General features: G+C 56.6%; 18 protein-coding genes. 11 read left to right on the forward strand and 7 right to left on the reverse strand.

The genetic code is table 11. From position 1 onward, the window contains the following. Positions 1–14: 14 nt before the first annotated feature. From EYC98_RS04400 to EYC98_RS04420, 5 genes are read left to right on the forward strand one after another with little or no spacing between them, the layout of a single operon-like run. Positions 15–1472, forward strand: a complete 1458-nt coding sequence (locus EYC98_RS04400; protein WP_279244087.1) for a sulfatase family protein — start codon at positions 15–17, stop codon at positions 1470–1472. Between the two features lie 55 nt (positions 1473–1527). Next, positions 1528–3228 carry a sulfatase family protein gene (locus tag EYC98_RS04405; RefSeq protein ID WP_279244088.1) on the forward strand — a complete coding sequence of 567 codons (1701 nt, stop codon included), beginning with the start codon at positions 1528–1530 and terminating at the stop codon, positions 3226–3228. A gap of 13 nt (positions 3229–3241) precedes the next feature. After that, positions 3242–5479 carry a DUF3604 domain-containing protein gene (locus EYC98_RS04410; protein ID WP_279244089.1) on the forward strand — a complete coding sequence of 746 codons (2238 nt, stop codon included), beginning with the start codon at positions 3242–3244 and terminating at the stop codon, positions 5477–5479. Positions 5480–5488: 9 nt separating this feature from the next. Beyond that, complete coding sequence (locus EYC98_RS04415; RefSeq protein ID WP_279244090.1) at positions 5489–6379, forward strand: ThuA domain-containing protein; 891 nt, start codon at positions 5489–5491, stop codon at positions 6377–6379. 51 nt (positions 6380–6430) lie between these two features. Further along, entirely contained in the window at positions 6431–6838 is a 408-nt protein-coding gene (locus tag EYC98_RS04420; RefSeq protein WP_279244091.1) for a GFA family protein, read from the forward strand. A gap of 37 nt (positions 6839–6875) precedes the next feature. On the opposite strand, the gene EYC98_RS04425 is transcribed toward EYC98_RS04420, so the two are convergent. The 3 genes from EYC98_RS04425 to EYC98_RS04435 are packed head-to-tail and all read right to left on the reverse strand — an operon-like array spanning position 6876 to position 8981. Continuing rightward, positions 6876–7646 (reverse strand): SIR2 family NAD-dependent protein deacylase, encoded by a 771-nt coding sequence (locus EYC98_RS04425; RefSeq protein ID WP_279244092.1) that lies wholly within the window; start codon positions 7644–7646, stop codon positions 6876–6878. 3 nt (positions 7647–7649) lie between these two features. Continuing rightward, positions 7650–8576 (reverse strand): fatty acid desaturase family protein, encoded by a 927-nt coding sequence (locus EYC98_RS04430; RefSeq protein WP_279244093.1) that lies wholly within the window; start codon positions 8574–8576, stop codon positions 7650–7652. A gap of 24 nt (positions 8577–8600) precedes the next feature. Continuing rightward, the gene (locus EYC98_RS04435) at positions 8601–8981 is read right to left on the reverse strand and encodes an MmcQ/YjbR family DNA-binding protein (RefSeq protein ID WP_279244094.1); all 381 of its coding nucleotides are present in this window, start codon (positions 8979–8981) and stop codon (positions 8601–8603) included. A gap of 94 nt (positions 8982–9075) precedes the next feature. Here EYC98_RS04435 and EYC98_RS04440 point away from each other — a divergent pair, with 94 nt between their 5' ends. From EYC98_RS04440 to EYC98_RS04450, 3 genes are read left to right on the forward strand one after another with little or no spacing between them, the layout of a single operon-like run. Further along, complete coding sequence (locus tag EYC98_RS04440; RefSeq protein ID WP_279244095.1) at positions 9076–10539, forward strand: amidase; 1464 nt, start codon at positions 9076–9078, stop codon at positions 10537–10539. Beyond that, positions 10536–10835 (forward strand): helix-turn-helix domain-containing protein, encoded by a 300-nt coding sequence (locus EYC98_RS04445; RefSeq protein ID WP_279244096.1) that lies wholly within the window; start codon positions 10536–10538, stop codon positions 10833–10835. The genes EYC98_RS04440 and EYC98_RS04445 overlap by 4 nt, the downstream gene beginning before the upstream one ends. Positions 10836–10856: 21 nt before the next feature. Then, on the forward strand, positions 10857–11228 hold the full coding sequence (locus tag EYC98_RS04450) for a YbaN family protein (protein WP_279244097.1): 372 nt from the start codon (positions 10857–10859) through the stop codon (positions 11226–11228). A 34-nt stretch (positions 11229–11262) separates the two neighbouring features. On the opposite strand, the gene EYC98_RS04455 is transcribed toward EYC98_RS04450, so the two are convergent. Further along, positions 11263–12288, reverse strand: coding sequence for a zinc-dependent alcohol dehydrogenase (locus tag EYC98_RS04455; protein WP_279244098.1), 1026 nt, complete (start codon positions 12286–12288; stop codon positions 11263–11265). Positions 12289–12399: 111 nt separating this feature from the next. Between EYC98_RS04455 and EYC98_RS04460 the strand changes: the two genes are divergently transcribed. Then, a complete protein-coding gene (locus tag EYC98_RS04460) occupies positions 12400–12963 on the forward strand; it encodes a TetR/AcrR family transcriptional regulator (protein WP_279244099.1) in 564 nt (187 codons plus the stop codon). A 25-nt stretch (positions 12964–12988) separates the two neighbouring features. Further along, the gene (locus EYC98_RS04465; RefSeq protein ID WP_279244100.1) at positions 12989–13882 is read left to right on the forward strand and encodes a TIGR03620 family F420-dependent LLM class oxidoreductase; all 894 of its coding nucleotides are present in this window, start codon (positions 12989–12991) and stop codon (positions 13880–13882) included. Positions 13883–13901: 19 nt separating this feature from the next. Here EYC98_RS04465 and EYC98_RS04470 read toward each other — a convergent pair whose 3' ends face one another. Together EYC98_RS04470 and EYC98_RS04475 are read right to left on the reverse strand one after the other, a co-directional pair. Continuing rightward, a complete protein-coding gene (locus EYC98_RS04470; RefSeq protein ID WP_279244101.1) occupies positions 13902–14876 on the reverse strand; it encodes a sugar kinase in 975 nt (324 codons plus the stop codon). 6 nt (positions 14877–14882) lie between these two features. After that, on the reverse strand, positions 14883–15704 hold the full coding sequence (locus EYC98_RS04475; RefSeq protein WP_279244102.1) for a mechanosensitive ion channel family protein: 822 nt from the start codon (positions 15702–15704) through the stop codon (positions 14883–14885). A 269-nt stretch (positions 15705–15973) separates the two neighbouring features. Between EYC98_RS04475 and EYC98_RS04480 the strand changes: the two genes are divergently transcribed. After that, a complete protein-coding gene (locus tag EYC98_RS04480) occupies positions 15974–17443 on the forward strand; it encodes a mannitol dehydrogenase family protein (protein ID WP_279244103.1) in 1470 nt (489 codons plus the stop codon). Here the strand turns inward: EYC98_RS04480 and EYC98_RS04485 are convergent, their stop codons facing one another. Continuing rightward, positions 17444–18694 carry an NAD-binding protein gene (locus EYC98_RS04485; RefSeq protein WP_279244104.1) on the reverse strand — a complete coding sequence of 417 codons (1251 nt, stop codon included), beginning with the start codon at positions 18692–18694 and terminating at the stop codon, positions 17444–17446. Positions 18695–18747 lie beyond the last annotated feature (53 nt).

An 18747-nucleotide genomic window follows, 5' to 3' on the forward strand; every position in this document is an offset into this window, starting at 1 on the left:
GGATAGGAATGCGTATGCGGGTGTGGAAATGGCTGGGCCTTGGTTTGCTTTTAGTGGTCGTGATCGCGATAGCGATCCCCGTGCTCAAACTGCTGGGTTATGAGCAACTGGACGATGCTGACCGGTTGGCGCAGAAGCAGCAATATCTGCAGTCTTTGTCTGCGAGCTCTAGCACGGCCGCCCAGCGCCCGAATATAGTCATTATATTGCTTGATGATCTGGGCTACGGCGACGTGGGTGCCTATGGAGCGCAATCTATCGCAACACCCCATATAGATTCACTGGCGCAAAATGGCATGCGCTTCAGTCACTACTATTCGCCTTCTCCAGTGTGCTCACCGTCGCGTGCAGCAATGCTGACCGGGCGCTACCCTCCCCGCACCGGGCTCGGTCACGTGGTATTTCCCGAGGGTCATTTTATTTCCAATGCGCAGAAAATTTCTGCCCTTAACACGCGTATTCCAACCGAGGAAATTATGCTCTCGGATGTGCTCAAAGCGGTCGGCTATAACACGGCTATGGTGGGCAAGTGGCATATGGGTGACGTGGCGCCGTCATTGCCGAATGACTTCAGCTTTGACAGCTATTACGGAGGCCTCTATTCCAACGATATGAAACCGTTTCCGCTGTATCGCAATCGTGATATTGAAGAAGCCGCTGAGCTGGATCAGACGCGCATGAATGGCCTATATACGCGTGAAGTGGTTGAATTTGTTGAGTCTCAGGATACGGCCACTCCATTCTTTCTCTACTATGCTCACAATTTCCCGCACGAACCTCTATTCAGTTCGCCGCAACAGTCTGGAAAATCCGAGGCCGGGCTCTACGGTGATGTGGTTGAAGATATTGACCACAGTGTCGGAGAATTACTCGCCGCACTGCAGCGCAAGGGGCTGACGGAAAATACTTTGATCATTTTTACCAGTGATAATGGTCCCTGGTATCAGGGCAGTCCGGGTTTTAATCGAGGCCGCAAGAACCAGACCTGGGAAGGCGGCCAGCGGGTGCCCTTTATCGTGCACTGGCCTGCCAGCGTCGGCGGCAATCAGCTGCGCACTGTACCGATATCCGGGGTGGACCTGTTTCCCACCCTGTTGTCTGTGCTGGACCTGCCCTTGCCGGCTGACCGCATTATCGACGGCGTCGATATTTCTCCGCTCTGGCGCGGTGAGAGTGAGTTGGCCGAACGGCTCATCTATTACTATGGTCAGTCAGGCGCGACATTGGACGCCGTGCGTGATTCCCGCTTCAAGTACCATGGAAGGCGCGGCGTGCGTGCGACCGGTATCACTAAAACTTTGGATCTAAAGGCCCCTATGGGACCCTGGTTATTCGACCTGGCTCAGGATCAGCAGGAGTCCTACGATGTGTCGGCAAAATATCCGCTTGAGATGCAGCGCTTACAGGAAGCATTTGAGGCTCGCGATGCAGAGTTCAGAAACAACCTGCGTGGTTGGTTACCGGTGAAATAAGTCAATGTGCACAGGGGTGCAATGCGTTCAGACCGTGATAGCGAGAGTCCAGGCAATGAGAATATTCATCAGTGTACAAGCGTTTGGGCGCTGCCTCTCGGCGACTGCAGTCGCCGTATTGTTCAGTCTGGGCGCGGCCCCTCTGCTGGCGTCAGCAGAAGTCGCTCGGCCTAATATACTTTTACTGATGGCGGAAGACCTGAGTCCGCGCATTGGCGCTTATGGCGACCCGGTGGCTATAACCCCCAATCTGGATCAGCTGGCGCTTCAAGGGGTGCGCTACACCAATGCCTATACGGCGTCCGGTGTCTGCGCAACGAACCGGGCGGCGACGATTACCGGTATGGCTCAGGAGTCGATGGGGGGGCAGCACATGCGCGCCTACACTCGCGGGCCTGCTCCCTATAGGGCGACGCCGCCGCCGCAGGTAAAGGCCTTTCCTGAACTGTTGCGAGCCGCGGGTTATTACACCTTTACCAGTGTCAAACTTGACTACCAGTTTTCCGGTCCATTGCCCGGTTGGGGACCTAACCCTTTTACCATCTGGGACCGCGCCGAGCGTTCTTCAAAATGGCAGTTGCCGCCCGAGCAGCCATTTTTTGGTTACATGAATTTTGGTTCCACCCATGAGAGCGGCGTATTCCCGCGTTGGGTGTGGCCGCGTTCGATGGCTCACCTGATGGCCCAGATCAGCCACATTATGGCCCACTGGGATACTGAAGATCAGGTGTTTCCAGAAGATGTGGAGGTGCCGCCTTACTACCCCGATACCCTGCCAATGCGCACGGATATTGCCCGCTATTACAACAATATCATCACCATGGATAGCAACGTAGGTGAGGTGTTGCAGCAGTTGGAGCTGGCGGGACTGGCCGATGACACCATTGTGATCTGGACCACCGACCACGGTGACGGTTTGCCCCGGGCTAAACGCGAGCTCTACGATTCCGGCCTGCAGGTACCGTTTATCATTCGGTGGCCGCAAAAGTGGCGACCCCAGGGTGTGGAACCGGGCAGCGTAGAAACACGGATGATCAGTTTTGTTGATTTGGCACCTACAATCCTGTCCCTCGCCGGAGTGCCGATACCCGAGTTTATTCAGGGCCGGGCGTTTGCCGGTCCCGGCGCAGAGGCGCCGCGGCAGTACGTTTTTGCAGCGCGTGACCGCATCGACGAAGTAGCTGACCGCCAGCGCGCGGTGCGTGACAAGCGTTACAAGTACATCAAAAACTATAATCAGCAGGCGGGAGGTTTTCACCTCGGATATCGCGATACTGCCGATGGTATGCGCGAACTTTGGCGTGCACTGGCAGCCGGTGAGCTGAACGCTGAGCAAAGGCAATGGTTTGAGCCAAGGCCGCCGGAGTACTTATTCGATACCCAGAGTGATCCTTTTGAACTGCAGAACCTGGCTGCAGACCCGGCCTATGCCCAGATACTGCAGCGTCTGCGTGATGCCTTAGCCCGCCATAAAGCGACGATCACCGACTATAGTGATAGCAGCGAGGCAGAGATGGCGGAGCGGTTCTGGCCCGGGGGTGAAGAGCCTGTTACCAAAGCGGTTGAGTTCAACCTCATTGGCGATTCCCTGGTATTACAATCGGCGACAACGGGAGCTTCTATCGGTTATCGCCACAACGGGGGTGATTGGCGGCTATATACTGGTCCGCTGAACGCAGCTGCTGCGGACGGTCTTGAGGCCAAAGCAGTGCGTTATGGTTGGGCCGAGAGCGCGGCGAGCAGCCCTCACCGCTAGCAGGGGAATAAGAATGATCAAGAAATTGGCGCTGGGTTTGTTGGCATTGACGGCGGTGACCGCAGGGGGTGTGTGGGTGCTAGGCCTGGGCCCGTTTGGCTCGCACTGGGAATCTGCCCCGGCGACTCCAGGCCCGCGCTTAATGCCGGTCGCACCAAACGTAGCTGCGGCAAACATGTCCCAAGCGGATACAGTCGACCCTGTGCTTGCAGCGGCAAGCAGCGCTGAAATCCTGTTCGGGGATTTTCATGTTCACACCAACTGGTCTATCGACGCGGCTATGTTTGGCCTGCCGATGATGACGGACTCGGAAGTCGTCACGCCCGCTGATGCCTGCGACTTTGCCCGGTATTGCTCGGCGTTGGATTTTTGGAGTATCAATGACCATGCCGAGGGCATGACGCCGCGCAGTTGGCAGGACAGTGTTGACGCCATTCGCGACTGTAATGCTCAGTCTGGTGATCCACAAAATCCGGATATGGTGTCCTTTGTCGGTTGGGAGTGGTCTCAGGGTGCTAATCAGGCAGAGGGCCATTATGGCCACAAGAACGTCATTTTTAGGGAATGGGAGCCGGGTGTGACGCCGTTGCGACCGATTTCCTCTCAGAAAATTCACACCATCGCCAAAATGATGCCAGCACCCGCCTTGGGCGCAATGTCCATCAACAGTGCCTTCTTCCGCTATCAGGATTTCGCCTCTTATGTTCGGGAATCGGTTACTGTGCCGACCTGCCCTGCAGGTGTCAGCGCTGCTGATTTGCCGGCTGACTGCCGCGAGGTAGCGGCCACGCCAGACGTCCTGTATCGCAAGCTCGACGAGCTTGGTTACGATGCGGTAGTCATTCCCCACGGTCTGGCTTGGGGTCGTACCAATCCACGCGACGCTGACTTTGCCAACCAAATGCCGCAGCACAATGCGCGTTATCAGACATTGATTGAAACCTTTTCGGGGCACGGCAATTCGGAAGTATTCGCTGATTTTGAGCGGCGTATCGCCAACCCTGATGGCAGTTACGAGTGCGCAGAGGCGACGGCAGATTTCATTCCCTGCTGCCAACGCGCCGGTGAGCTGATACGCCAGCGCTGCGAGGATCCGCTAGCGGCGGAATGTGAGCAACGCACTGCCGATGCTCGACGTTTTGCCGCTGAGGTACTGGATGACCGCAGCCGTGGCGTAGTTGCGGGCGCATCGCTGGAGGACTGGGGCAATTGTGGTCAGCTACTCAACAGTTTTCTACCTGCCTGGTACTACGTTAATCGGCAGTCGACGCAGTACGCGTTGGCGCTGGGAGATTTCAGTCAGCCAGGAGCCCCGCAGCGGGCTCGATTCGGCATTATGGCCTCTAGCGATGGGCACAAGGCGCGGCCGGGAACTGGCTATAAGCAATTTGACCGCACTATTATGACCGATACCAAAGAGGTGGGTAAATCTGGCGCCAGCCCCGCTCTGGGACTGTTTGGGCTGGGCGGCAACGATGCTGAAGCGTCTTCGGTACTGCCCTTACCCGTTGCCGATAAAAGCTTCTTGAGCGGCATTGGTCGGCGCAATCGGATGGGGTCGTTTTACTACACAGGCGGTTTGATCGCTGTGCACTCAGCGGCCCGCGACCGTGATTCAATCTGGGAGGGTGTCGCCAAAAAACAGGTTTACGGTACGTCCGGCGAGCGTATCTTGCTGTGGTTCGATTTGCTCAATGGTGAGAACGGCGAGGCACCTATGGGCAGCGAAGTATCGATGGCGGATAACCCACGGTTTCGGGTCCGCGCGTTGGGTGCCTTTGTGCAAAAGCCGGGCTGTCCGGCGGATTCGGTGCAGGCATTAGGCGCAGAGCGTGTTGCCAGCCTCTGCCGTGGCGAGTGTTATCATCCGGGTGACCAGCGCAAGCCGATTACCCGAATCGAAGTGGTTCGTATCCGGCCGCAGCAAAGCGCCGGTGAGGCGATTGCGCCGTTGATAGAGGATAGCTGGAAAACATTCCCCTGCCCCGCCGATGGCACCGGTTGCACGGTGGAGTTCAGCGATGATGATTTTGCAGCGGCTCAGCGTGAGACAGTCTACTACGTGCGGGCCATCGCTCAGGCCCAGCCAACTATTAATGGTGATAACTACCGATGCGAGTACAATGGCGCTGGTGAATGTGTAAAAATAAAATTTTGTAGCGGTGAAGCAGCATCAAGGGAAGAGGATTGTTTAGCCCCGGCGGAGCCTCGGGCCTGGTCCTCTCCGGTTTTTATCGAATATAAAGGTTAGTAATCGACCGTGAAAAGACCTGTCAAAATACTTCTGTGGCTGTTGGGTGTGCCTCTGGGTTTGGTTTTACTGGGGGCGCTGGCGTTGTGGTTATGGCAACCTAATATGTTCGGCGAAGCTGAGCTGGATACTGAGCCGCCAGTACTGCCGGATACGATTACCCGCAACGCGGTCTTGGTTTATTCCAAGACTTCCGGGGGTTTTAGACACTCTGAGGCTATAGAAGCGGCAAACGCCATGATTGGTCGTTTTGCCGAAAAGCATGGCTGGGAAGTGTTTTACACTGAAAACGCTGCCATTTTTGAACGCGAGTACCTCGAGAAGTTTGCCGTTGTGATCTGGAACAACGCTACTGGAGCGGCTTTGTCCGCAGATCAGAGACTTCGGTTTCGCACCTGGCTTGAAGGCGGCGGTGGATACGTTGGCTTACACGCTGCCGGTGATGGTTCTCATGCTAATTGGGAGTGGTACACCGAGAAAGTGATCAAGGTGCCTTACAACCAGCACACGCTGTTTCCAGAACATATGCCGCGCGCCACACTTTATTCTGAGAATCGTATGCGTCATCTTGCCGCATCTGGCTTACCAGAGTCCTGGGAGACAGAAGAGGAGTGGTACGCGTTTGAGTATAGCCCGCGAACCCGTGGATCAACGATTCTGGTGCGCGTGGATGAATCCACTTATGAGCCCGGTAAAGCCAGTATGGGGGAAGATCACCCCATGGTCTGGACTCATGGCGCTGGTCTGGGCCGCGTTTTTTATTCGGCCTTTGGTCATACTGAGCAAGCTTATTCTGACCCGATCCTTGAGCCGATGATGGAAAAAGCGGTTATCTGGGCTGGTTGGTATCATCGCCGCAAGCCGATTCAGCTAGCGCCGGGTACGGTGGAATTGCAGTAGCTCTGGGCGTGACCCCACACTACACAAGAACAGCAACTCAGTGAGACAACTATGACCACGACAGGCGGATGCTACTGCGGTCAATTACGCTATGAAGCTGAGGGTGAGCCGGGGTTCAGAGCCCAGTGCCACTGCCGTGAATGTCAGTATATTTCGGGCGGCTCGCCCAATGTGATCATGGGTTTTCCTGACACAGGTTTCAGTTACACCAAAGGTCAACCCAAGGTGTTCGCGCGCGATGATATTGAAGGCCCGGCACGGCGCGAGTTTTGCGGTGACTGCGGGACTCATATTTTGACCCGTGCGGCTTCGGTGAATGATATGGTTATCGTGAAAGTTGGCACCTTGGATGATCCCTCGCTGTTTGGTAAGGCGGACTTTGCGATACAGGTTGCGGACAAGCAGTCATTCCATCATCTGCCCGAAGATGTACCTGCCTTCGACCGCTGGATGGGTTAGCGCTAGCAGGTAAAACCAATAAGCAGATCTGTCTGATTTAGTGCGCGGTTGAAATAGTAATTTGTGCCAGGGTTGGACCGATTTCTGCGTTCAACACCAAATCTGCCAGCGGGTCCAGCTCGGTGGCTTCCCGGTTGAGAATCACCAGTGTCGAACCGTTACGTTGCGCCATAATGGGAAAGCCGGCGGCTGGATACACTACCAGCGAAGAGCCAATGGCGATAAACAAATCACATTGATGAGTCTCTGACTCGGCACGTAGCATCGGTGTCTCGGGCATGGACTGCCCAAATGAAATGGTCGCGGTTTTCACAATGCCGCCGCATTTTGCGCATAGCGGCAGGGATTCATCGAGCATAAATTCCTGCCGAATAGTATCCAGCTCATGGCGTAGTCCGCAGTCAAGACAATGGGCATAGGTCGTATTGCCGTGTAGCTCTATAACCTGTTCGTCAGGCACACCGGCAGCCTGGTGTAAGCCGTCTACATTCTGCGTGATCACACTGCTGACCTTACCGGCCTTTACCCACTCGGCAATGACCTCATGGCCTGTGTTGGGTCGAGCTTGTAGCAGCGTCGGGTCCATATTGAACTTGCGACGCCAGGACTCCCTGCGCATGTCTGCAGAACGGATGAAGTCGCCAAAATCGATGGGTTGGTTCTTACTCCAGAGACCGCCGGGGCTGCGGAAATCTGGAATGCCTGATTCGGTGCTGATTCCCGCGCCCGTAAATACCACGGTTTGCTGACTGTTCTGCAGCAGCGTATTGAGTTGCTCCAGTTGGTCCGGGCTGGCAATCGATGCCATGACTCAGGCGCTGGTAGGCGTTGGCTGTATCGTATGTTGCAGGACTTCCCGATAGCCATGAAATATGTGGGTATGTTCGTAGGCGCCTCTGGCTGTGAGCAGCTGGTGCAATTCACGCAGGCGGTAGCAGGGCACGCTGGCCATGAAGTGATGTTCAAGATGGTAATTGACATAGTTGGGTGCAAAACAGGCACGCTCCCACCAGGTCGGAATGGTGGTGCGCGTATTCAGACGCGGATCGGCGTCAAACAGATCGGGCACCGCGGCGTGCTCAGCAACCTGGCGGATGCGTACTATGAGCATATAGGGGCTGAGAAAGGCAGCCAGCCACAGCAGGTAAAACCAGGGCTGGAATAACACCCCGAGTAAGGTAGCGAATATTCCGCCGATCAATACCTGATGCGCAAACGGCAGCGCTTTGCGGCGCACCTCGGGGTCGTTGGAAAAAATCTCGGTGGCGCGACGTAATACAAACATCAGCAACTTGGAGCCGGTCTGTCCGCTCAGGTCGCGAATCACTTTGCGACGAAAACTGTCAGCCGTAACCGGGTAGGCTTGATAATTGGGCAGGTCGGGGTCTTCTCGGGTGCCAGCCAGTTGGTGATGGTAGCTGTGACCGGCGGCGTACTTGTACATATCCTGCAACGACACATAACCACACAACCACTGCCCCACTAACCGGTTCAGCGACTCATTGGCAAATAGGGTGTGATGGCCGCATTCGTGGACAATAACGGCGAGGCCCAGTTGGCGCCCTGCCAGTAGAATAACTGCCAGCACGATGGTGATAGGGTTGGTCCAGATGTCGACTACGGCAAAGATGGCAAATATCGTGGCCCAGGTAACCGCCACGGTGCGCCAGGCCAGCAGGTTACTGCGACTGGTGAAAAAGCGGATCTCGTCCTTATCCAGATAGTCCTTGATCTTCATTTGTTGTTCCCGGCCCTGATCTGGCTAGCGATAAATGGCGGCTTCACCATAGCTTAGCAACAGGGCTTCTCGTTCAATTTTCTTCAGGCCTTTGACAACCAGGCCATAAGATCTGTCTATCATACGCTCTAGCTCCGGCCTCGGTACAGACCCGTCAAGGAACACCGTGTTCCAGTGTTTCTTGTTCATATGATAGCCAGGAATCACCGCAGTAAAGACATCGCGCAGCATAACCGCCTCGGTGGGGTCGCATTTCAGGTTGATGGCGACGTGCTCGCCCTGATAGCCAAGGGTGGCGAACATACGTTGCTTTATTTTCATCACCGCGGTGTCGGGGCCAAAGGGAAAGTCCTCAAAGGCCTCGGGCTTGCTCAGCAGATAAGTGCGTGCGCTCTGATAGTCCATGCTTTTTGTGCTTGCTTCTCGGTGTGGATACCCGACAATAAATCTATCACAGGCAGGGCTGTAACATACAGACGAGAAGAGACTCGGGAGCAGCATGACGGGATTTTCGCAGTACGATGAATTCGATGGTTTGGGGCTGGCACAGCTCGTGCGCGAGGGTCAGGTGTCCGCACTGGAATTACTTGAGGAGGCTATAAGCCGCACCGAACGGGTTAATGGTCAACTCAATGCGGTGACCTATAAATGTTACGACCTGGCTCGCACTGAAATCTCGCAGGGTCTGTCGCCCGGGGCGTTTGCCGGTGTGCCGTTTCTGCTTAAGGACTTGCATCTGCATATGACAGGCACGCCTACCACCAATGGCAGTGCCATGTGGCGCGGTACGGTTGCCGATCACGACAGTACGCTGGTGCAACGCTATCGCAGCGCCGGGCTGGTGTGCTTCGGCAAGACTAATTCACCTGAACTGGGGTTGATGCCAGTAACAGAGCCGGTTGAATATGGCCCCAGCCGCAACCCCTGGAACACTGATCACACGCCTGGCGGTTCCAGTGGCGGCGCGGGTGCAGCGGTTGCCGCCGGTATTGTGCCCATGGCACATGCCTCAGATGGTGGCGGCTCGATTCGGATTCCGGCTTCCTGCTGTGGGCTGGTAGGCCTCAAGCCCAGCCGTGGCCGTATTCCTTTTGGGCCGGATAAGGCCGAGGGCTGGGGTGGGCAGTCCAGTAGCCATATCGTGAGCCGCAGCGTCAGAGATACCGCTGCCATGCTGGATGCCACTGCGGGCTCTGAAATCGGTGAAGCGTATGCGGCGCCTGCGGCCCCGGACAGCTTTCTTGAAGCTGCGTTGCACTCCCCGGCGCCGCTGCGAATTGCGGTGAGCATGGAAAAATGGGCGATTGGCGATTATGGCGATGAGGCGTTGGCGGGTCTGCAGCAGACCGTGACGCTTTTAGAAGGTCTGGGTCATCGGGTAGAAGAGGCGCGACCAGACTATGACGGTGAAGCGGTAGCGGCATCGCAGTTTAAGATTATCTCCGCCAATACGGCTTTGGCCGTGCGGCAGCGGGCTGCAGAGCTCGGTTGCAGCCTTGAGCAGTTGGCAATGGAAGACGGCACCCGCTTTACGGCAGAGATGGGTCTGGCGGTCAGCGGCGCTGACTATGTGGGCGCCGTGCAGATGAACCAGAACGCGGGACGCATTCTCGGGCGATTTCACCAGCAGTATGATGTTGTGCTGGCGCCTACCTTGTCCCGCCCGCCGGTGCCAGTGGGCTATATAAGTCAGGCGCCTGCCGCAGAATATGCCGATCGTCTATTCCGTTTTATGGGCGATGCCGGACTTTACAACCAGACCGGCCAGCCCTCTATATCGTTGCCTCTGCACTGGAGCAACGCTGGCCTGCCTATGGGCATGATGTTTTCTGCGGCCTACGGTAATGATGCGCTGCTGTTGCAACTGGCAATACAGTTGGAGCAGGCCCAGCCCTGGGCCCAACAGCGCCCTCCTCTGCATGCTGGTGCGATGGTTGCTGGGGCAGGGGTCGCTGACCTATGAGTGAGCAGATTTCCAAGCAGCGTCGTGCCTATTGTCGCAAGCTGTTATTGGCGCATATGATCGCCAACGAACGGCATGACCTGATGAGTCTGGAGACCGCCACCGGCATGCCCAGGCGCACCCTTCAAGACTCGATCAAGGCGATGGTTGATATCGGTATTGACTGTGAGTTCGTGCAGGACGGGCCTAAACATCGACACGGCTATTACCATATTGTCGATTGGGGTGACCATGATAGCGGCTGGATTGAAGCCCACTTGAAGGATTTACAGCAGTGGGTAATCACTGATGCCTGAAACACCCTCCGGCGTTTGCAGGTGAAGACGCGCCTTTACAAGCCACTAGGGTTTCTGTTCCTGGGCCTGGCGATCGTCGGGATTGTATTGCCGATGTTACCGGCAACACCGTTTCTGTTGCTGGCAGCCTGGTTTTTCGCACGCTCTTCAGAGCGCTGGCATAGTTGGTTGCTGGCTAACCCGACGTTTGGACCGCTGATCGATAACTGGGAGCAGCGGCGCTGTGTGACTCGCCGCACCAAGCTGGTGGCAATTGCCAGCATGATCTTCGCCGGCGGTGGCTCTGTGATGTTTGCCTTGGAACATCCCGGTTTACGCCTGGCCACGGTCGTTTTCATGCTGATAGGCGCTGCCGTGGTGCTGAGTATTCGCTCCTGCGAAGAATGCGATTAGGCGCCGCCAGCGATTGTCAGTAATTCTTTGGAGCTTACAGAGACGCGATATTGATCATGACCTTGGCCGCCGCGTCGCGGTCCATGGCTGTTTTTAACGCAGTGTCGAATTCGTCGAGTACGAATTCATGACTGATGAGTACGCTGGTATCCAGGATGCCGCTGCTTAACATTGCTATCACCGCCGGAAATTCATGGGGATACGCCATGGAGCCTATCAGGTGCAGTTCTTTCATCAGCAGGTCTAGCGGGTTAATGGGTATGGGGGCCTTGTGCACCCCGACTACAACAATGCGAGCGCCGGGTCGGGCCAGACTGATGCATTGTTCCAGCACCGCGCCCACGCCAGTTGCCTCTATGATCAGGTCGGTGTCGGCAACTGGCATTCCATAGTGGCTGCTGCCGCCCTGCTGTTCCTGCAGCAGTGGAAGTAGGTGCTGCTGTGGCACCTGACAGGTAGCGTTGGCACCCAATTGCCGAGCCAGATCCAGACGCTGGGCCGACTGGTCCGCCACGAAGATATTGTCGATACCGCGGTAACGCAGCGCCATCACGGTGCACAAGCCGATAGGTCCGGCACCGAATACCAGTACTTTGTCGCCGGCTACTGCCTGGCCCTGATTGATGCCGTGGGTTGCTACCGCCAGAGGTTCTACCAGAGCGCCCTGCTGAAAACTGAGGCTGTCGGGCAGCGGCAGCACCGTGTCAGGGTGTTGGGCGACCGCGGTAACCAACAGCTGTGGCGCAAAACCGCCTTCGGGGCCGCCGTTACCAATGTCTGTGCCATTACTGGTAGGATTAACAACGACTCTTTGGCCTAATTGGAGATGTGAGACGTTGGCGCCACATTGGGCGACAATGCCCGCCAGTTCGTGCCCCAATGGCATAGGTTGGCCGGGTGGCGTCAGGCCACCCATGGCGATATAACCCAGATCACTGCCGCAAATGCCACAGGCTGCCACGTCTATTACGACATCATCTGGTCCCGCCACGGGAACCGGTACCGTGTCGATGCGCACATCATCAACGCCATGAATACGAACCTGGGACATGGTGGGCATGGCAGTTTCTCCAAATAATTCGAAAGTATTAGATGAATCGAAGGCCGGTGCAAGTGTTTGGGCTGTTGATAAATATTAGACCATAGTCCATAAATAGACTATGGTCTTAAAATGGGCCTCAGAGAAACAAAGAAGCGGCGAATAGCAGAGTCGGTGCTGAAGGCTGCGCAACGCCTGTTCCTTGAGCAGGGGGTTGCCGCCACGACGATGCAGGCTATTGCCGGTGACGCCGGTATCTCCCGCGCCAGTCTGTTCAATTATTATCCGGGCAAAGAGGTCATAGTTGCTGCGCTGGCCGCCCGTATGGAGCCGCGTCTGGTGCAATTGGTGCATCACTATCAGAGCAGGACAGCGACGACCGGGGAGTGTATCGACGCCCTGTTTGACCATCTGGCTAAGGTGGTTGGGCCTACGGTGGAACTCACGCGCTTACTGTTCGTGCAGGGCAACGGTGGCGTTGCCTACCCGCAGCTTGCGGCTGCACTGACGGATTTGGTTAGCAACGGGCAGCGCCAAGGCGACGTGCGCAGCGACAAGTCCGCGCCAGCGTTGTCGGAGTTGCTCTACCTGGAGGTAGTGGCCTGCCTGCTTGGTTGGGCATTCACGGAGCAAATGTCGGAGCGGGAGTTATTTCGTCGCCGCGCCGAACTGGTCAAGGCAAACCTGTTAGTCTGACGCGCATCTAATAGGGAGAGAAGTTGTGGCCGCTGCGTTCAATATTGGCAAACTGGGAATCTGGAGCTGGCTCGATAGCAGTTCTTACACTGAGGCTACGGAGTTTGCCGCTGCGACCGAAGCCATGGGTTACACCGCGCTGTGGGTGCCGGAGGCGGTGGGTCGGGATCCTTTTGTGATGTTGGCGCATTTGTCTGCCGCTACCAAAGACCTTTATCTGGCTACTGGCATAGCCAATATCTATGCGCGGGATGCCATGGCGATGAAGTCGGCCCGCCATGCGGTTGACGAACTCAGTGGCGGGCGACTGGTGCTGGGCCTGGGGGTGTCGCACGCGGAGATGGTTAGCGGCTTGCGTCAGCACGAGTATCAGGGACCACTGACCGCCATGCGCGGTTACCTTGAACAGATGGAGCAGGCGCTCTATGTGCCGGCACTACCGCAGCGCTCTGGACCGGTTTTGTTGGGTGCACTGCGTGACCGCATGTTGGGTTTGGCGGCTGCGGCCGCCGATGGTGCACACCCCTATTTCGTGACTCCCGAGCATACCGCGCGGGCCCGAAAAATTCTGGGGCCCGACAAGCTGTTGGCGCCGGAGCAAAAGGTATTAACGATCCGTGAGCCCGGTCCTGCGCGCAGCGTCGCCAGACAGCACATGGCCACCTATCTTGGCCTACCCAACTATCGTAATAATTTGCTTACGCTGGGCTTTGTGGCCGAGGATTTTGAGCACGGTGGTAGCAACCGGCTGGTGGATGCCATTGTCGCCTGGGGTGATGAGCACACGATTATGGCGCGCATCGAAGAGCACTGGCAGGCAGGGGCAGATCATGTCGCTTTGCAGTGTTTGCGCCACGATGGTGAGCCCGGTTTTGAGATGGATACAGTGCGCGCTTTTGCGCCACGTAATGGTGGCTAGGGCACTGGGATCGGAGCCATCAGGAGACCGTGCTGAGTATACTCTCCAGACGTTCGCGTAATGGTCGCCAAAGCTCAGCTGGCAATACCGCGCCACGGTGGGCGATGGTCTGTGCGGCGACTTCGCTGGCAAAGCTGGCCGCTGCTGCCAGGTCCAGACCGCGCAGTCGGGCCGCCAGATAACCGCCGTTAAAGGCATCACCGGCGCCGGTGGTATCGATCACTGTGGTTACTCTGGTAGGGGTCAGTTTTTGCTCCGAACCCTGTTCAAAAAGCAGCATCTGATTGCCGCCATCCTTGAGTACAATTTCCATCTGGCTTAGAGAGCGCAGCTCTGAAGTAAGCGCTAACTTATCTGAAAGGCCACGCAAAATAAGCTCATCTTCTACGCCGGGCAGATAGATGTCGACATGCTCGATGACCTGCTGTTGGGCTGCGGCGGCCTCTGCGGGAGTCTCCCAAAGCGCCGCCCGGTAATTGCTGTCGTAGATGACTTTGCCGCCTCGTTCACGATAAGTAGGCAGCCACGCAACAAGCGTCGACAGGCTTTCGGGTCCGCACAGAGCGAGGCTGATACCGCTCAGATAGAACCACTGCGCGGGCGCCATACTGCTCAATAATTGTTGCAGGGAGGCTGGATCGCTGAGGCAGGCGCGCGCCGCTGACTGGCTGCGCCAATAGCTAAAATAGCGCTCGCCGCTGTCATCGTTGTCGATCAGATAGAGCCCAGGGATTTGTTGGACCCGGCGCTGAATGACGTCGGTATCGATACCCCAACTGCGGGTGCGCTCGATGATGAAATCACTGTGCGGGTCCTGCCCGAGTGCGGTCAGGTATTGGCATTGGCATCCCAGTTGGGCCAGGGCCACGGCTGTATTGTAGGTATCGCCGGCGACACCCAGGTGGTACTGCTGCTCAGACTGGCGGCCAGAGGTGGCCGCCGGACTGAATTCAAGCATGCACTCGCCGAGCAGAGCTATGCTATCAGGGAGCACTTCCGGTCAGGCTCCGGGCTGGTAAAAATGCACGTCCCGCTGTGGGTAAGGGATAGTGATGTTCTCGCGATCAAACGCCAGTTTGACCTCCTCCATCATGCTGAAATGCACGGCCCAGTAATCCTCTGAATTAACCCAGGGACGGACCAGAATATTGACCGAGCTGTCGGCGTGGGCGGAAATGAACACGTCAGCTTCTGGATCCTTAAGGATACGATCGTCGGCTGCTATCACAGTGCGGATCACGGCTTTGGCCTTCAGCAGGTCGTCATCGTAGCTGATACCGAAGGTCAGATCGACACGTCGGGTGGGCTCCGCGAAGACATTCTTGACGCAGCCATTGGAGAGCAGGCCGTTGGGAATGATGACGCGTTGATTATCCAGCGTGCGCATGATGGTATTGAATATCTGAATTTCTTCCACATGGCCAACATAGCCCTGGGCGTCAATAACATCGCCGGCCTTGAACGGACGAAAGAACAGTATTAGCACGCCGCCGGCAAAGTTTGCCAGGCTGCCTTGCAGAGCCAGTCCAATGGCGAGTCCTGCTGCACCCAGTAACGCGATGAGAGACGCCGTCTCTACCCCAACCATAGAGGCGAAAATGATGACCAGAACCACCTTCAGGATGCCGCCGATCAGGCTCTTGATAAAGCCTCTCAGGGTGACCTCTACGCCTGTTTTCTTCATCGAGGCATCGACGGCACTCATGAGTCGGCCTACCAGCCACCAGCCTACCGCCAGTACCACCAACGCTAATAAGAGTTTGGAACCGTAAGTGATTGCCGGTTCTATCAAAGGATCCAGTTTCGTGAGTATTTCTTCCATGTGCCGCAAACCTCGTTTGTTGTAATCTTTAAATGCGCTATTTGACAGTATTCGCCAAGTTTGGGAACCTGCCGTGCCCTGGTCAAGCGCTAATATGCCGGTGCCTCCGGCATCAGGCAAGCCCGGTTTCACTTTAAACGGATACCTAGTCAATGTTCCTATATCGGCTCTTGCTACAGAATCGTTCTGCATCGTTGCGCAATGGTTTGTTCACGGGCGTTGATATTGCATCGCAGACGCAATGTCCGTGCGTCTCTGGCCGACTTTAAATGCAGCGACTTTCCAATCTGGAAATCTCACGCCTGGCTGCCAATGGATTGCTGGCGCCTGGCGCTGCCCGGCGGCGCGCTGAAGTTGGCATGGTGCACTTTGGTATTGGCGCCTTTCATCGCGCGCATCAGGCTCTGTATACCGAGGCGGCCTTACAGCACAGTGGTGGCGACTGGGGTATATGCGGCGTTAGCCTGCGCAGTGCCGCAGTGCGAGACCAGTTGCAGCCGCAGGATGGTTGGTACTGCTCGGTGGAGCGTCTGGGCGCCGAGGTGCAGTATCAATTGGTGGGCGCTGTGCGCGAAGTGTTGGTGGCGCCGGAAGATCCCGGCGCGGTGTTAGAGCGGCTGGCCGACCCGGCGGTTTCAGTAGTGACTTTGACGGTTACCGAGAAGGGCTACTGTCTGGACGGGAAGGGTGTGCTGGATGCCGCCCATCCGGACATCATTGCTGATCTCAACCGCCCGGTCGTCCCCGCCAGCCTGTTTGGCTATCTGTGCGCCGGTCTGGCCTTAAGGCGCCAGCGCGGCGGCGGCGGACTCAGCATTATTTCCTGCGATAACCTGAGTCATAACGGTCGACTGTTGAGTGCGGCGATGCAGATATTCAGCGCTGAGCTCGACCCCGAGCTGGCACGCTGGATAGACGATTACTGCAGCTTTCCCGAGACCATGGTGGATAAGATTGTGCCGGCGACAACGCCAGCGGACCTGGCCGCGGTGGCCGCGCACTTGCAGTGCCATGATGAGGCCACAGTGGTGGGTGAGCCGTTCAGGCAGTGGGTGATTGAGGATAAATTTGCCGGCCCGGTGCCGCCCTGGAACCAGGTGGGAGCACAGTTTGTCAGTGATGTGGCACCGTTTGAGGCCATGAAGCTGCGGCTTCTCAACGCCAGTCATTCCTGTATCGCCTATTTGGGCTGCCTGGCTGGCTGGGACACGGTTGCCGATGCGATGGCGGTGCCAGCCCTGCGTCAGGTAGTAGGTGATCTGATGCAGCTGGAGGTCACTCCCAACCTTGAAGTACCCCCGGGTTTTGACGTAAACCAGTATCAGCAGCAATTACTGGAACGTTTTGCCAATCCATCCCTGCAGCACCGCACAGCACAGATAGCGATGGATGGCTCGCAAAAATTGCCGCAACGGATTATGGCTTCACTGGCGGGGCAGCTGGGCAATGGTGGTTCAATAGAGCGCCTGTGTCTGGTACTTGCCGCCTGGGTTTTGTTCAGCCGAGAGGCGGCGCGCAAGGGTACGCTGGATGATCCGCTGGCGGCAGAACTGGCTGCGCTATATGAGCAGGCGGGGAGCCAGCCCGAAGATTATCTGCGTGCGATTCTTGCCTGGCGATCTCTGGTGCCAGCGGCGCTGGCGAATAATGAGCGGCTGCAGCGTACCTTGCTAGCTCAACTAATCGCACTGCATGCAGATGTTGAAGCCGCGCTGACAGCTACTAATCGAGGCTCCTGATCAGGTCGATTCCAGCAGCCAGTCAGGGGGGATATTGTCCTCAACCAGCTGGGTGATGCTGATACTGATAATACTGTGCTCCGCACCTACTTCGGCGGCAAAGCGAGACTCGCGGCTGCTACGGGCGATCAGTTTGGCTTTTGGAAAGTGGCGGCGTAGCCAAATGGCGGTGCGCAAATTTTCTTCTTCGCGGCCAGTACCCAGTACTACGACGGTATCCTCCCCGGTTAGCGGAACTTTGGAACGCAGCTGTTCCCAGATTTCCGGGTGGGAAATATCGCCTTCAAACAGTTCGCGGCGGTATTCGCCGCTGAAAGCCATTTGTTCATCCGCTACCATCAGTCGGCGGTGCGCATCTTTGTCGATGATCGCCACAGTTTCCATTTCACCGCGGGCATGCTCCTGCAGTTGTTCAAGAATGATTTGTCCAAAGCGCCCGAAGCCGGCCAAAATTACCGTATCGCGTGGCTGGGTTTTGTGAAAGTGGTCGATCAGGTGGTTGTGCACTAGTCCCGAAGCGGCCAGATGATAGGTATTGAAGGTCTGGCACTGTCGCGCCACGCGCGTGCTTGCCATGGCGCGCATGAAGCGCAGGTTTTCGCAGTGAATGACCAGTTTGCCAGCACTGTCTTCAACTCGATTGAGGATAATACTGGCGGCTTCATAATTGCGCAGGCTATCGTTACCCAACAAGAGTATTTTTCTGGCGTGCGCTGGCCGCAGCTGGTCCAGAAAATACTCGTGGGTAATATCCCCCACCGCGACGATGGCGTGATAGCCGTGTTTGAGCTCGTTCTCGATACTGGGATCAATGTGCTTACAGGCAACAATCACGGTCGCCTTGGGCTGGTGTTGGCGTAATACACGCAGATAGCTGAGCGTTAACTCGCCGGCGCCGCCAATAATGATATGGTCCTGAACTCGTCGCAGTGCCCAGCTTTGCGGGGAAAAACCCCTGATCAGGGCATCTATGACAGCCGATGCGGTCAGCAGCGGTGCTCCAAAATAGGCGATCCATAGTAGTAGGCGTCCAATAAATGGGCCGCCTTGTGGAGTGCCAAGGTCAACACCGCCGACCACGAACAAGCTGAGACTGTAGTAACACTGAACCAATAGGCCACCTTGTCCAATGTCGGGGCGCTCGCTGGCGCCCACGCCAAGCTGAAAGCCCAGCAGCGCGCTGCAGAATATCGCCACACCGGCGACCGAGCGCCATCCTGGTCCAGAGGAGGGCTCTGAAATGTTTGCCATGCTAAAATGCCCAGCTGAAGAGGTGGTCAGTTTAGCCGATTGAATGAAGCTTT

The organism is Candidatus Litorirhabdus singularis, from assembly GCF_026262625.1.
Lineage (GTDB): Bacteria > Pseudomonadota > Gammaproteobacteria > Pseudomonadales > Halieaceae > Litorirhabdus > Litorirhabdus singularis.